The 16282-nt window shown below is 38.4% G+C and carries 13 protein-coding genes; 9 read left to right on the forward strand and 4 right to left on the reverse strand.

The features are described 5' to 3' along the window. Positions 1-211: 211 nt before the first annotated feature. From AOB46_RS19395 to AOB46_RS19420, 6 genes are all read left to right on the forward strand, one after another. Complete coding sequence (locus AOB46_RS19395) at positions 212-3607, forward strand: T9SS type B sorting domain-containing protein (protein WP_062702493.1); 3396 nt, start codon at positions 212-214, stop codon at positions 3605-3607. A gap of 221 nt (positions 3608-3828) precedes the next feature. After that, a complete protein-coding gene (locus AOB46_RS19400) occupies positions 3829-4617 on the forward strand; it encodes a hypothetical protein (protein WP_082377275.1) in 789 nt (262 codons plus the stop codon). 297 nt (positions 4618-4914) lie between these two features. Continuing rightward, positions 4915-5688: a DUF6759 domain-containing protein gene (locus AOB46_RS19405; RefSeq protein ID WP_062702496.1), complete on the forward strand. Its 774-nt coding sequence runs from the start codon at positions 4915-4917 to the stop codon at positions 5686-5688. A gap of 97 nt (positions 5689-5785) precedes the next feature. Further along, positions 5786-6463, forward strand: coding sequence for a tRNA (guanosine(46)-N7)-methyltransferase TrmB (trmB, locus tag AOB46_RS19410; RefSeq protein WP_062702498.1), 678 nt, complete (start codon positions 5786-5788; stop codon positions 6461-6463). 15 nt (positions 6464-6478) lie between these two features. Beyond that, entirely contained in the window at positions 6479-7180 is a 702-nt protein-coding gene (locus AOB46_RS19415) for a DUF6759 domain-containing protein (RefSeq protein ID WP_062702500.1), read from the forward strand. 5 nt (positions 7181-7185) lie between these two features. Beyond that, a complete protein-coding gene (locus AOB46_RS19420; RefSeq protein ID WP_062702502.1) occupies positions 7186-7629 on the forward strand; it encodes a DUF6759 domain-containing protein in 444 nt (147 codons plus the stop codon). A 171-nt stretch (positions 7630-7800) separates the two neighbouring features. Here AOB46_RS19420 and rpsB read toward each other — a convergent pair whose 3' ends face one another. The 3 genes from rpsB to rplM form a co-directional block, all read right to left on the reverse strand. Further along, positions 7801-8562 carry a 30S ribosomal protein S2 gene (gene rpsB, locus AOB46_RS19425; protein ID WP_062702504.1) on the reverse strand — a complete coding sequence of 254 codons (762 nt, stop codon included), beginning with the start codon at positions 8560-8562 and terminating at the stop codon, positions 7801-7803. A gap of 207 nt (positions 8563-8769) precedes the next feature. Next, complete coding sequence (gene rpsI, locus AOB46_RS19430; RefSeq protein ID WP_062702506.1) at positions 8770-9156, reverse strand: 30S ribosomal protein S9; 387 nt, start codon at positions 9154-9156, stop codon at positions 8770-8772. A 6-nt stretch (positions 9157-9162) separates the two neighbouring features. Then, positions 9163-9618, reverse strand: a complete 456-nt coding sequence (gene rplM, locus AOB46_RS19435) for a 50S ribosomal protein L13 (protein WP_002976217.1) — start codon at positions 9616-9618, stop codon at positions 9163-9165. 345 nt (positions 9619-9963) lie between these two features. Here rplM and AOB46_RS19440 point away from each other — a divergent pair, with 345 nt between their 5' ends. Both AOB46_RS19440 and AOB46_RS19445 read left to right on the forward strand, forming a co-directional pair. Next, a complete protein-coding gene (locus tag AOB46_RS19440) occupies positions 9964-11061 on the forward strand; it encodes a DUF3667 domain-containing protein (protein ID WP_062702507.1) in 1098 nt (365 codons plus the stop codon). Between the two features lie 85 nt (positions 11062-11146). Further along, positions 11147-12271, forward strand: coding sequence for a DUF3667 domain-containing protein (locus AOB46_RS19445; RefSeq protein WP_062702509.1), 1125 nt, complete (start codon positions 11147-11149; stop codon positions 12269-12271). Positions 12272-12303: 32 nt separating this feature from the next. Here the strand turns inward: AOB46_RS19445 and AOB46_RS19450 are convergent, their stop codons facing one another. Then, entirely contained in the window at positions 12304-12636 is a 333-nt protein-coding gene (locus AOB46_RS19450; RefSeq protein ID WP_062702511.1) for a hypothetical protein, read from the reverse strand. A 242-nt stretch (positions 12637-12878) separates the two neighbouring features. Here AOB46_RS19450 and AOB46_RS19455 point away from each other — a divergent pair, with 242 nt between their 5' ends. Continuing rightward, positions 12879-16226 (forward strand): methylmalonyl-CoA mutase family protein, encoded by a 3348-nt coding sequence (locus AOB46_RS19455; protein WP_062702514.1) that lies wholly within the window; start codon positions 12879-12881, stop codon positions 16224-16226. Positions 16227-16282 lie beyond the last annotated feature (56 nt).

Below are 16282 nucleotides of genomic sequence, written 5' to 3' on the forward strand. Positions count from 1 at the left end.
AACCACGATTTTATATCGTGGTTTTTTATTTATCAAAGTAAATAATAGCAGAAAGTCATAAAATAAATGGGCTGAATAATGATCAGAAACAGAGAATAGCGTGTAAGCAGTAAAACTTTCAAAATCACGAACTTAAAATCACTGTTTTTTATTATTTTTTCAAGCCATTAATATATTTTATTATTAAATTTGTGATAAACCTGTAATCTGAATGAAGAAAATTCTATCTTTTTTATTTATATTTTATATTTTCACCTCTGTTTCCGCCCAGCTGGATAGGGAACACTGGTTTGCTCCTATGGTTGACAGAACAGGTAACCCGGATCAATATCAGAAACTCTATTTATCAACCAACAGGACCACCTCTTTTCCAGTCAGCATTTACAACAACAATATCCTGATAGGTACGGTAAATATCAGCAAAAATAATCCTCAGAAGTTTGATGTATTAAGGTCTTATATCATCACTACCCAGCAAACGGATTTGTTTACGCCTACATCAAAAGGGCTCTATCTGAAAGCAGAATTCCCGTTTTATGCCAATTTAAGATTTTCAGTATATAATCATGCAGAAATCATTACTTCCAAAGGAATTCCGTCCACAGGAAAAAACTTTTATGTAACCACTGCCCCTATCACTGTAAGCAATCCCATTTTGAATTTTATGGCCAGTATTCTTGCCACACAAGACAATACTACGGTTACAGTAAGCGGATATAAACCCACGGTACAGTTTTCAAACGGAACCACAGGAACCAGTAATCCAACGATGACTTTCACGCTGAACAAAGGACAGTCATACATTATAGATGGTCTCGGTACTTTAAACACAGATGGATTCATCGGAGCAAAAATTACCGCTAATAAACCTGTAAATGTCACCAACGGAAACTTTAACGGCCAATATTCCGGAAATATATCAACCAGTTCCGATATTTTAATGGACCAGTCGGTTCCTGTTGACAGGCTGGGAAGTGAATTTGCTCTGGTAAAAGGAAACGGAGGTATAGGCGCCAATATGGAAGGTGCCGTTATCGTCGCAACTGAAGATAATACCTTAGTATACGTCAATAATGAAATTCCTCCTGTTGCCACTTTAAATACAGGGCAGTATTTTGTTATTCCTGATACCAAATACCAAAACCAGGGAAGCAACCATTACAATCTTTATATCAAAACCTCCAAAAATGCTTATGTTTATCAGATTCTTGCCGGAGATTCCACTACAGGAAATGAAGCTGCTACCGGAGGGTTCAATTTTATTCCGGCCCTGAACTGCTATCTTCCCAAACAGATCAACGAGCTGGGATTCATTAATGAAAATTATGTTCTTTCCAACAACAATCCTGTTGGTATTCTCAATATTCCTACCAAACTGAATCTTATCACCGAGAGAGGGGCCAGCGTTACGGTAAACGGAGGAGTTCCTCCCGCAACAACGGGACCGTTTAACATGACAGGAACCAACAATTGGGTTACCTATGGAATTCCCAATGTTTCAGGGAATATTACCATTATTTCAGATAAGGCAATTACTGCTGGGATCACTGCAGGAAGTGATGCTGTGGGATATGGAGGATTTTTTGCCGGTTTTCCTACACAGCCGGTTATTCTCAAATCCGGGGGTGACTGTGTTCCCGGTATTGTACTGACAGTAGATCCTGTTATTTATGATTCCTACCAGTGGTATGTTAACGGCGGGATAATTCCCGGAGCTACCGGATCATCCATTACTCCTACTCAATCAGGATATTATACCTGTTCCGTAACTATGGGCAGCTGTGCACCTTTGATTACAGAACAATTTAAAGTTCAGAATTGTACAAAACTGAGCACCGCATCCTATAATATCTGCTCTCCACTGACTATAACTCCTACATTCACCAGTTCGACACAAACTCCTGTAGTATCAAGCATTGCTATTACTGCCCCTCCCGCATTAGGTACTGCAACCATAAACCCGGCAACCGGAGTAATTACCTATACAATCAATACCCCGGGCACTTCCGGAACGGATACCTTCACGTACACATTCTGCGGTAATGATCCTGTTTTTACAGACTGTGAAACAGTAACGGTTACCATTAATATCGAATCGCTCACTGTTAGCAATGTAACCCTCAGAGCCTGTAATATCAACGGACAGGGAACTTTTAACCTGACTTCTGCCAATGTCACCAATAACTCACCGGTAACGATTACTTATTACCCAAGTTTCACTGATGCGCAGACAGAAAATCCCGCCACCCTCATTACAGCACCCAATTCATATACTGCACCGGACGGAACCATTGTATATGCCGTTGTAAAAAATTCAATAAGATGTAAAAGTATTGCCCAGATCACTCTTTCCCTATACAATCTTGCCATTGTACAGGATAATTATACAGGGGTATTCTGTGATGATAATTTCGACGGAACAGTAAATATCAACTTATCCGCAATCACTGCTATTGTATTAAATAACCCTACCTATTTTACCAATGTAAGATATTACGCTTTACTGGCTGATGCCAATGCGGGAAATAATAATACGCTCCCAAATAACTGGAGCTACACCACTGCTACAACAATTTATATAAGAGTGGATTCTCCTGACGGATGTGCTTCGGTGATTAAGCCTTTAAAATTCATTATCGGAGCAAAGGTTCCGCTGATTACTACAGCAGCATCTGTTACTCTCTGCGATGACGATCTGGATGGAGTAAAAGCAGTCAGCTTAGCCTCGCTTATTCCATCATTTACATTAGATCCAAGTGTTACATATACCTTTTATGCCACTTTAGCTGATGCACAGAATAATACCTCCCCAATAGCAGCATCAGTAAACGTTACCACAACTGCCCAGACGTATTATATCCGGTTTGAAAAGAACGGTGTATGCCCTGAAGTCGGTTCTATCAAAATTACACTTAAAGTACCTAAGAAATCAGATATTTTAAAAGATAAGATCATTTGTCCTAAAGCCACCACTACCTTAGATGCAGGCCCGGGATTTGAAAGCTATCTGTGGAGTACAGGAGCTACTTCACCTTCCATTACAAATGTTCCTGCAGGAAGTTATTGGGTAGACCTTGGCTTCAATGGCTGTGTTTACCGTCAGCATGTTACGGTTTCAGAATCTCCCCTGCCTATGATCACTTCCATTGAAATCAACGGATCTACGGTTACGATAGGCGTAAGCGGAGGAACTCCTCCTTATGAATATTCTCTGGACGGGGTTAGCTGGCAGAGCTCAAATGTTTTCAATAATGTACCGAGAGGAAACCATACTGTTTTTGTAAAAGACTCTAATTATTGTGCCGAAATAAAAAAAGAATTCGCCCTGATCAATCTCATCAACACCATCACGCCAAACTATGACGGACATAACGATCAGATCGATTATTCGGCTTTAATGGCCAATGACAATCTTGAGTTCAGGATTTTTGACCGATATGGGGCCGAAATCTTCAGAGGAACTCCAAGCAACCGGTATATCTGGGATGGAAAAATGGGAGGAAGACCTGTGCCTACGGCTACTTACTGGTATTTTATCAGCTGGACAGAATACGGATCTTCAATTTCGGTAAAATATACAAGCTGGCTTTTGGTGAAACATAAATAGCCATAATTAGATACAAAAAATAAGATGAATACCTGCCCTTTGAAGGTCAGATTTTAACCCCTATCAGAAAAATCGCCTCTTTGCTATTCGTTATTTCTTCATTTGTAAAAGCTTATAACATTCATTAACAGTTTACTATCAAAGTTTAATATAACTTTAACCTCTAATGATTATCTTATAAGGTATAAATTGCTGTATTTCTGCGTAATTTTGCCCCATATATGAATAAGCTATTTACCCTTTTTCTCCTGATTTTTTTAGTAAAGATCAACGCACAAACATACTCCGGAGAGGTATTTTTAAAAGATAACTCGATTCTGTATCTCAACCAGGTCTACGTTACCAATCTGAATACCCAGAAAACAGTTCTTACCGATTATAACGGAAACTACAATATTCCTGCAGGGCCCGGAGATGTCATCCGTTTCACATCTATAGTTACAGAGCGGAAAGATGTAAAGCTTACCCCACAGATGCTTCAGCAAAAAAACCTGATTGAACTTAAGATTGCTTATTATGAGATTCAGGAGATTGTAATCAGCAGGTTCAAGCCTACCGGAAACCTAAGATACGATGTTAATTCAATAAGAAAAGAAGATAAAGGTCTGGCTCTAAAAAAAGTGATCGGACTTCCTGAACCTAAAGGGGACGGCACTTCTCCGGAGCTTCCAGTTGCCGGGCTTAGAGACGGAGGGCTCACCTTCAGTTTAGGAAGCATTTACGATCTTCTTTCCGGCGAAAGAAAGAAAAAACAGCGCTATATGGCTTATGAAAGGATGAACAGTTCCGTAACCCAGATTAAAAATTACCTGGGAAAAGATTATTTCCTTAAATTTAAAATTCCGGAAAATCTGATTGATAACTTCCTGCAGTTTGTATATACTTCAGAAAATATACAGCCTTATGTGCTGGCAGGTAATTTTGAAGCCATAAAAGTTCCGATTGAAAAATACCTGCCGATCTATCAGAAAAGGCTTAAAAACTCTAATCTTCTGGAAATTGTTAAATAAAAACCAGGCAGATTATCCAATGAAATAATCTGCCTTTTCAATATTTCCGGTGATTCTTCCACTGCAAACTCCCTTATGTGAAGACAATAGTTAAATCAGGATTCGTTCAGACCGGTTATCATGCATTTTAAAAATCCTTAGTATATATTTTTAGATATTCAAAAATATGTTTATTTTTATCTCACGATGACGTGTTTAAAATAAACATAATCATATTTCGTTATCATATTAAAACTAATACTGAAAAGCACAAATTAAGAGGAAAACATATTTTTAATCTACCATTTATTAATGTTAATGAAAAAATTACTTTTATTTTTTGGTTCAGTTCTCTTCATCAATTTGTCTGCCCAGAAAAAGGGAAAAGACTACACGGATATTTTAAAAAGTAAAAATATCTACGAAATCAACGCTTTTTTAAGAGATGCTCACCCTGATGATCCTAAAAGATCCGTTCTGAAGCCGCGGGTAATGGAAATGATGAAAGAGTACATCAAAAATGCCCATCCGGCAGACCAGAAAGTAAAAGATATGCAGGAAATGCTTGCCCTGCTGAAAAGAAGACCTTCCACCAAGATCAGTTTCGATGAGATGAATGCCATTATCAAGCAGAAGCAGATCGCTAAATATAAGGCTGAACTTGCAGCTAAACAGTCTACAACAGTCTATACCCCCAGTACCGCCCAAAATGCATATGTTGTTAATACATCAGCCAATGCAGCCGTACCCAACGCAGAAGCAGAAGAGTTCAATATGCTGATGGCCGTAAACCCTGTAGAACATCAGAACCGTACTGTAAAAATATTAAACTCTCTGTTTGATAATGATCCCAATAGCAAAGAGAGTATTGTACTGATCCAGAATAAATCAGACTGCAATATCATTGTGAGAATGGAGGGTGTAGGGACTACCAAGTACAGGCTTGCTGTTCCTGCCCATGGTGAGAACTCAATTGTTGTAGACAAAGGCCAATATCTTTTCACCAGTTTGGTATGCGGGGCTCAATATGCTTCCCAAAAAACAATTGAGAAAGCCATTATGGTGGCCCTGGGAAGTTCATCCACTCAATAACCCTTTATAAATATGCTCATTGCATGTCTTTTAAAGTTAAAAGGCAAGGTATTCTGTGCAAAATTTGTTACTTTTGCAGGATTTTATAAATGACTCGATGGGCAAAAATAAATTAGCAAGATTTGCAGAAAACAAGATACTACCAAATGTTATTCAGCCAACAAGAGAAGAAGCTTTAGAAGGGTTCTCTCTTAAAGGAAAATGGAGAGCCGATTTTTTTAAAAACGACAATCCTATCGTTCTGGAACTGGGCTGTGGAAAAGGTGAATATTCAGTAGGTCTTGCCAAAACATTTCCTGAAAAAAACTTTATCGGAATTGATATTAAAGGAGCAAGATTCTGGTTCGGCGCGAAAGAGGCAGTTGAAAACGGTATGAATAACGTAGCTTTCCTCAGAACACAGATTGAACTTGTAGACTATTTTTTTACTGAAAACGAAGTAGATGAAATCTGGATCACGTTCCCTGATCCGCAGATCAAATACAAACGTACCAAGCACAGGCTTACCCATCCTGATTTCCTTAACCGTTATAAAAAATTCCTGAAACCGGGCGGAATTATTCACTTAAAAACAGATTCTGAATTCCTTCATGGCTATACGCTGGGCTATCTGCAAGGTGCAGGTTATGAGATTATCACTGCTCACCATGACATCTATGGTGCTCCGGAATACGATCCGAATACAGAACATTTAAGAGATATTAAAACCTATTATGAAGAGTTATTCTCTTCTAAGGGGAAAACGATAACTTATATAAAATTCCGTATAACCTGATGAAATAAAACATTGATGAAAAAAAATTTTTTAACCATTTTCCTCTTCATTTTCCTAATTCCCAGCTTTGCCTACACGCAGAAAAAAAGCAAAGACATCCTTAAAAGCACAAACATCAAGGAAATAGAAGAATACCTTAAAACCGCTCATCCTGATGATCCTAAAAGAAGTGTTCTTAAACCCAAGCTTATTGCCCTGAAGAACACTGAATGGACCAAAGGGGCTAAAAATGCCAAACCAATGGAAGCCCGGCCGGTCATGACGGACATTCCCAATAGGTTTATGAGAAATTCAAACTCCTCAGATGCTGAAGAATTTAAAAAACTCATTGCAGAAACCTCAGATCAGCATAAGGAAAAAACAGTAAAGCTTCTGAATGCGATGTTTGACGAGGACATTACCCGCAAAGAAGCCGTATTGCTCTTCAGAAATAATTCAGACTGCAATATCATCCTGAGAATTGAAGGAAAAGATTTCTACAACCTTGCAGTTCCTGCGCATGGGGAAAACTTTATCATAATCAATAAAGGCTCTTACAATCTCAACAGCAATGTCTGTGATGTAAAATACACCTCGCAGAAAGACATAAAAAAAAGTATATTTGTAGTGATTGATAATCCGGGTACTCCCCAGCCTGAAACTAAACAGAATCAGGAAAAGAACACAAAGGAAAACCCAGATTCAAAACCTCCAACAAAGAAAAAATCTAAAAAATAACCGGCATGAAAAAGCTGTTTATACTTTCCGGAATCTCCATGATCCTTACCAGCTGCAGTGTGAATTACGGCAGCTATCCTAACCGAAACCCCTATCCATCTTCAGGCTCAGGAAATAATAACACTGCTGCCAATACTGAAAGAGAGTACAATGAGCTGATCAGGACCTACAAGCCTGAAACGGCAGATGTCCTTAATGATTTACTCAATTCCGACTCTCCGTCTAATCCCAAAACTTCAATTTCGGTGCAAAATGGTTCACGGTGTAATATGGTGCTTACGGTAAGCGGAAACGGATTCTTTAAAAAGATCCCTATTGCTTCCGGTAAAATGGGATATACAATGGTTCCCAAAAACCAGAATTATAAGCTCTCAGGAATGCTCTGTAATTCACCCTACCAGTCAACAAAATTTATAACAAGCTCTTATTCTATAAAGCTTTCCAATTAAAAGATCAGCCCACAGTAATTTTGTGGGCTTTCTTTATTCTATTAATCAGATAATGCATTTTTTGAGGGACTTTTTCTGTTATCCACCCTACTTCATGGGCCTATGAAAAATATAAAAAAAAAACGCCGGATTGAAATCCGGCGTTTTTCCTATAGTAAAGAAAATCTTTAATTATTCTGCATCGAAATCAGCATCTGTATCAGCAGATACTTTTTCTCCTTCTTCTTTAGATTTTTCCTTATCAGCTTTTCTTTGAGACTGACCTTCTTTGATAGATTCAGAAACTACGCTAAGGATCATATCAATAGACTTAGAAGCATCATCGTTTCCTGGGATAACGAAATCTACTTTTCTTGGGTCAGAGTTTGTATCAACGATACCGAAAACAGGAATACCTAGTTTCTTAGCTTCAGTTACCGCGATGTGCTCTCTTAAGATATCAACTACAAATACTGCAGAAGGAAGTCTAACCATGTCAGAGATAGATCCTAAGTTCTTCTCTAAGTTAGCTCTCTGTCTGTCAACCTGTAATCTTTCTTTTTTAGATAAAGTTTCGAATGTACCGTCTTTTTTCATTTTGTCGATAGCATTCATTTTCTTTACAGCCTTTCTGATTGTAACGAAATTCGTTAACATACCTCCAGGCCATCTTTCTGTAATATAAGGCATATTAAGTTCAGAAGCGTGTTTTGCAACTACTTCTTTCGCCTGCTTTTTAGTTGCTACGAAAAGAACTTTTTTACCTGCAGAAGTTAATTTTTCTAAAGCGTTACAAGCTTCATCCAATTTAACTGCTGTTTTATGTAAGTCTACAATGTGAATACCGTTTTTCTCCATAAAAATGTATGGAGCCATATTTGGATTCCACTTTCTGGTCATGTGACCGAAGTGTACGCCAGCCTCTAAAAGGTCTTTTACATTTGCTTTTGCCATGTTTTCTGTTTTTGTTAGTTTACTTTCCGTCTTTTAAACAATCAACAACTTCTTTAGATGGGAGAAGCGTTTGGATGCTAAACGTAACGGGCAATTGGCGGTTTGCTTTTTGCTTTGGGCAATTGGCTTTTCGCCGAGATTAAGTTTAAAAAAAATTTAATACATTCCTGCAGCCAATGGCCATAAGCCATCTGCCAACGAGAAATCTTAACGTTTTGAGAATTGGAATCTCTTTCTTGCTTTTTTCTGACCTGGCTTCTTTCTTTCCACCATTCTTGCGTCTCTTGTAAGTAAACCAGCTGGCTTTAATGCTAATCTGAACTCAGCGTTGATTTCGCATAAAGCTCTTGAAATACCTAATCTGATAGCTTCTGCCTGACCTGTATTACCACCACCGAATACGTTTACGGTAACATCATACTGACCAACAGTCTCAGAAAGGATAAACGGTTGGTTCAATTTATAAACCATCACGTCTGTAGAGAAATAATCTTTAGCGTCTTTACCGTTTACTGTAATGTTTCCAGAACCTGGTCTTACATAAACTCTTGCTACAGAAGTTTTTCTTCTTCCGATTTTGTGAACTATAGACATAATTAATTATTTAAATTCGTTAACATTAATTGTTTTTGGCTGTTGAGCTTCATGTTTGTGCTCAGTTCCTTCATATAAATAAAGGTTCTTAAGGATAGCAGCTCCCAGTCTGTTTTTAGGCAGCATACCTTTTACAGACTTCTCTAATACCTTTAAAGAATCTTTCTTCTGAAGTTCAGCCGCAGTCATAGACTTCTGTCCACCAGGATATCCTGTATGCCAGATATAAGTCTTATCAGCCCACTTGTTTCCGGAAAGTGTAATTTTCCCAGCATTCAAAACGATTACGTTATCACCACAATCTACGTGAGGTGTGTAGTTCGTTTTGTGCTTACCTCTCAAAATCTTTGCAACCGTAGAAGCTAATCTACCTAACGGCTGTCCTTCAGCGTCTACCACAACCCATTCTTTATTCGCAGTAGCTTTGTTCGCTGAAACAGTTTTGTAACTTAATGTATTCACACGTTTTAGTTAAAGATTAAACATAATTTACCCTAAAAGGGTGTGCAAAGGTACAAATAATTTTTGTAACAGAAAAACATATTTTATTTTATCTATATAATATGGATTAACTTACAGAATGTTAATCGCTTTTATCATTATAAAGATACCTTTGGCATACAAATTAAGAAATGAGTGCACATTGAAAAAAATATTTCGAATATTCTAAAAACACAGACATAAAACAAAGATTTCCTCCATCAGATATTTATTTTATTAATATTATTTAAAGATTTGCGTAAAAATTTACCAATACAATAATCATATCTATGAAATAATTATATTTGTTTTCATCATATTCCACTCATGAGCCACGGAAAATTAAGAGAAGACAAAACCTGCCTGAACTGCGGACATCAGGTGGAAGAAAGATTTTGCCCCCACTGCGGACAGGAAAATACGGAACGCAGACAACCTTTTTATTTTCTCTTCACTCATTTCATTGAGGATTTCACACACTATGACGGACAGTTCTGGAAAACCATACAATATCTGTTTACCCGCCCGGGAAAACTCACTAAGGAATATCTGGCAGGTAAAAGACAGGTGTATGTAGCGCCTGTAAAATTATACATATTTATAAGTTTCATCACCTTTTTTCTTCCCAATATTTTACCCTATAACAAAGTGACAAATAATAAAGCCGGTCATATTGAAGCAGAAGCAAAATCCCCGGCGAAGCAGAAAGACTCCACAAAAGATGTTGTAAAGGAGTTGCAAAAGGAAGGTGTTATTTCCAATGAGACAGCCAATACAATTCAAAAAGCATCAGACACATTAAAAATAGAGAATACTAAAGAAAAAAAGGATGTTTTTGACCGTACCTTCGATACCAAAGATGAATCCATTATGAATGTTTATACCATGGAACAGTATGACTCCGTTCTTTCTAAGAATAATTCAGACACTTATAAAGTGATGAGACCGATCGTAAAAAAGGTGTTTGAACTAGAGAAACAAGGATTCAGTAAAGAACAGATATGGAAAAAGTATAAACAAAACTTTATCCATACGATCCCTAAAGCCCTCTTTATTTACCTGCCTGTATTTGCATTCTTTCTATGGATATTTCATAATAAGAAAAAATGGTGGTACTTTGACCACGGGATATTTACGCTTCACTATTTCTCATTCCTGTTATTAACAATACTGATTTTAATAACAATAGAAAAAATCACGAGTTTTCTGCCGGACTATTCATTACTGAACATACTCAATGTATTAATCAACGTTGGTATTGTTATCTACATGACAGCCTATTTCTTTGTAGCCCATTACAGGGTATATGAAACCAAGAAAAGAATAAGCATACTGAAAGGTATACTCCTGTTTATTGTCAATAATATAGGATTATTTTTAATGTTTTTAATATTGACATATCTAAGTTTTATTACACTTCATTAATTTTACTTTAAAGATTTCCGCAAAAGCATACTGATATCACTCATTTCTTTCCTGAAATAATTATATTTGCGCCAAACTCAGAACTATGAGCCACGGAAAACTAAGAGAAGATAAAAACTGCCTGAACTGCGGGCATCAGGTGGAAGAAAGATACTGCCCACACTGCGGACAGCAAAATATTGAAAGCCGTCAGCCTTTTTATTACCTTTTCACTCATTTTATAGAAGACTTTACTCATTATGACGGACAGTTCTGGAGTACCGTGAAAAACCTGCTGTTCAAACCGGGAAAGCTTACCACAACGTATCTCGAAGGAAAAAGACAGAAATTCGTTCCTCCGGTAAAGCTTTACATATTTGTCAGTTTTGTTACCTTCTTTATGTTTGCGATTTTTCCTCCTTTCAATATCGGTCATTTTGATAAAGATAAACGCAAGGGAGAGAAAGCAACTGTAAACACTAAGGCTCAGCAACAAGCCGTAAAGGAAGTTATGAACGCTATTGAGCTGGAAAAACAGGGAGAAAAAGATTCAGCGGAAATTAACAAGCTTACCGAAAAACAGAAATATATTAAAGACTCCCTGAAGTTACAGAGCTTCCAGGAAGGCCTTGAAAGCACGATAGATACAGATAAGAAAATATCTGATAACAGCAGCTTTTTAGGTTACAAAACCCAGGAAGAATATGATAAAGGAATGGCCGGTAAAAAACGCATTCTTGGTTTTATAAATGATGCTTTTGCCCATAAGTTTTTCAGCCTGAAAAAAGAGGGAGTAAAAAAGGGAGATATTATAAGAAATCTGGCAGAGACTTCTTTCCATAATCTTCCCAAAGCTTTGTTTATCTATCTCCCGATTTTCGCCTTCTTTTTATGGATATTCCACAAAAAGAAAAAATGGTGGTACTTTGATCATGGTATTTTTACCCTTCACTATTTCTCATTCCTGTTGGTAAACATCCTGATTTTTGCCATCTTAAACAGAATTACAAACGCTATGGATAATGCTTTTCTGACCACATTAATCCGAATAGTGATGATCGCCATTGTAATTTACGGATGGGCTTATTTCTTTGTTGCCCACCACCGGGTGTATAAATCCCACGGCGTTGTCAGTGTTATCATTGGGGGAATTATATTCTTCCTCAATATGTTTGCATTCTTGTTTTTAGTGACCGGATTAGCCTTGATCAGCTTCCTGATGCTCCATTAAACGCAAAAATATATTGTCCGGATCCCAAAAGTTTACTGGCGAAGTGATTTGCTTCCTCTGAAGCTGGCAATTAAATAATACGCTACAAAAACCGTAGAAAATTTCAGAATAGACGGGATAGCAAGCTGAAGATTAAAGATCAGAGTTCCTATCAGAACCAGTGCTCCCATTGCGGCAAAAGACAATCCCAGTTTTTTAGGCAGCGAGAAATCGGGAGTATCCAGATAGTAAGCAAGCCCCCACGCACACCCGAAAGCAACAGCATAATAAGCATCCACTGCAATATTCTGTGAGCTCAGGAAAAAATAATTAATAAGGAAACTCACAACGGTTCCCAACACGAAATAAATCAAAGCTTTCTGCATATCCTTAAAATATGGTGCAAAAGTAGAGAATTTAATTTTGAGAATTTGAAAATGTTCCCAATTTGAAAATAAAATCCTACAACCTGTTTTACACTGCCCTCTTTCAGATCTCAAAACCTTAAATTGGGAAAACTTAATTAAATAACATTACATAACAATTTAAAAATGAATAAGATGCAACCAAACACAAGGTTCTTATTTTATTATTATATTTGAGAATTCAGAAATTTTTCTATTTTTTTATGGAAACCCAAAAATATACTCCAACCAACAAAGTAAGAATCGTAACAGCAGCCTCATTATTTGACGGCCACGATGCTGCGATCAATATTATGCGCCGTGTGATCCAGGGAACCGGATGCGAAGTCATTCACCTTGGCCACGACAAATCTGCAGAGGAAGTTGTCAATACAGCAATCCAGGAAGATGCCAACGCCATTGCCTTAACATCTTATCAGGGCGGGCACAATGAATATTTTAAATACATCTACGATCTTTTAAGAGAAAAGAATTCACCGCAGATCAAAATTTTCGGCGGCGGCGGCGGGGTTATCCTGCCGGAAGAGATTAAAGACCTGATGTCTTACGGAATTGACAGAATTTATTCCCCGGATGACGGCCGTGAGCTTGGCCTGCAGGGAATGATTGATGATCTTGTACAGAGATCTGATTTTGCAACCGGAAAAGAGGTAACAGCAGCAGATCTTGAGACCATCAGCTTTGAAAATCCGACAAGTATTGCCAAGATTATTTCTGCTGTTGAAAACTTCTCAGAAGAAAAACCGGAACTGGTACAAGCCATTGATGAGAAATCCAAGGATCTTATTATTCCCATCATCGGGATTACAGGAACCGGGGGAGCCGGAAAATCATCTTTAACAGATGAGCTGGTAAGACGCTTCTTACGTTCCAATACAGATAAAAAAATTGCGATCATCTCGATTGACCCTTCCAAAAAGAAAACAGGAGGAGCGCTATTGGGCGACAGAATCCGTATGAATGCCATTAATGATCCGAGAGTTTATATGAGATCTATGGCAACAAGAGAAAACAACGTTTCGGTATCACCATTTATCCACTCTGCATTGAATGTTCTGAAACTGGCACATCCGGATGTCATTATTCTTGAGACTTCCGGTATCGGGCAGTCCGGTTCAGAAGTATCTGATTTTGCAGATGTATCGATGTACGTAATGACACCTGAATATGGAGCTTCTACCCAGCTTGAAAAGATTGACATGCTTGATTATGCAGATCTTGTAGCGTTAAACAAATCGGACAAGCGCGGTGCACTGGATGCCCTTCAGGCTGTAAGAAAGCAGTTCCAGAGAAACCACCTTTTATGGGAAAGCCCGCTGGAAGATATGCCGGTATATGCTACCAAAGCATCCCAGTTCAATGATCACGGAACAACAGAGCTCTACAACAGGCTCGTTTCTAAAGTGAATGATAAATTCGCAGGACTGGATCTGAAAACTTTCGTTGAACAGGAAGTGACCGATGAAGTAACGATCATCCCTCCGAAAAGGGTGCGTTACCTTTCGGAAATCGTAGAAAACAATAAGCAATACGATGCAAACATCGAAAAGCAGGCTGAGCTTGCCCGAAAAATGTATCATATCAACGGAGTAAAAAATATTATTTCCAACGAAACTCTGGATGCCGAATACCAAAAAGCAGAAAAAGAGCTTCAGCAGGAAAACATTGATTTCCTCAGAACATGGGATGACACGAAAAAAGCGTTCCATGAAGAATTTTATTCCTATTATGTTCGTGGAAAGGAAATTAAAGTTGAAACCTCAACAGAATCTTTATCCCATTTAAGAATTCCGAAAATTGCCCTTCCGAAATACAATGACTGGGGCGATCTCATCCAATGGAAAGGGCAGGAAAATCTACCCGGAAGTTTTCCCTACACCGCAGGAATTTATCCGTTCAAAAGAACCGGTGAAGATCCTACGAGAATGTTTGCGGGAGAAGGCGGACCGGAAAGAACCAACAGAAGATTCCATTATGTATCTGCCGAAATGCCTGCAAAACGTCTATCTACAGCTTTCGATTCTGTGACTCTATACGGACAGGACCCTGCTTTACCACCGGATATTTATGGAAAAATCGGTAACGCCGGAGTATCTATTGCCACATTGGATGATGCCAAAAAACTGTATTCAGGGTTTGATCTTGTGAATGCACTGACTTCTGTATCCATGACGATCAACGGACCTGCTCCGATGCTGCTCGCGTTCTTTATGAATGCCGCCATTGACCAGAATGTTGAAAAATATATCAAAGAGAATGGCCTGGAAGCTAAAGTAGAAGCTAAGCTTAAGGAAAAGTTTGATGATAAAGGCTTAGAAAGGCCTCAGTATAACGGAGAACTTCCTCCATCCAATAACGGACTGGGACTTCAGCTTTTAGGTTTAACAGGAGATGAAGTAATCCCTGCTGAAGTATATGCCGAAATTAAAGCCAAAACTATTGCAACAGTTCGCGGAACCGTTCAGGCTGACATTTTAAAAGAAGACCAGGCTCAGAACACCTGTATTTTCTCTACTGAATTCGCCTTAAGGCTAATGGGCGACGTTCAGGAATATTTCATCAAGGAAAAAGTAAGAAACTTCTACTCTGTTTCAATCTCAGGATACCACATTGCAGAAGCAGGTGCCAATCCTGTTTCCCAGCTGGCATTTACCCTGGCTAATGGGTTCACGTATGTAGAATATTACCTGAGCCGTGGAATGGATATCAATGATTTTGCACCGAACCTATCCTTCTTCTTCTCCAACGGTATTGACCCTGAATATTCAGTGATCGGACGTGTGGCCAGAAGAATCTGGGCAAAAGCTATGAAACTGAAATACGGAGCCGATGAAAGAAGCCAGATGCTGAAATACCACATCCAGACTTCCGGACGCTCACTTCACGCTCAGGAAATTGATTTCAACGATATCAGAACAACACTTCAGGCATTATATGCCATTTATGACAACTGTAATTCTCTTCACACGAATGCATATGACGAGGCGATTACCACTCCTACCGAGCAATCCGTAAGAAGAGCAATGGCAATCCAGCTGATTATTAATAAGGAATTAGGTTTAGCGAAAAATGAAAACCCGCTTCAGGGATCATTTATCATTGAAGAACTGACGGATCTTGTAGAAGAGGCTGTATATGCAGAATTCGACAGAATTACAGAAAGAGGAGGCGTTCTGGGAGCTATGGAAACCATGTACCAGCGTTCTAAAATTCAAGAGGAATCCATGCATTATGAATGGCTGAAACATACAGGTGAATATCCGATTATCGGGGTGAATACTTTTCTTGGAAAAGACGGTTCTCCAACGGTACTTCCGGGAGAGGTGATCCGTTCCACTGAAGAAGAAAAGCAAGCCCAGATTGAATCGCTTCACAACTTCCAGAAAGCGAATGAAGATAAGTCTGAAGAGGCATTAAAACAGCTTCAGCACGCAGCAATCAACCAGCAGAACTTATTCGGAGTGATGATGGATGCGGTGAAATACTGTTCTCTTGGACAAATTACCAACGCTTTATTTGAAGTAGGCGGTAAGTACAGAAGAAATATGTAACAGACCTCTGTAAAAATAATCTTAAGACCTCATCGCTGCATGAGGTCTTTTTTATG

This window comes from Chryseobacterium indologenes (genome assembly GCF_001295265.1).
Taxonomy (GTDB): Bacteria; Bacteroidota; Bacteroidia; order Flavobacteriales; family Weeksellaceae; genus Chryseobacterium; species Chryseobacterium indologenes_A.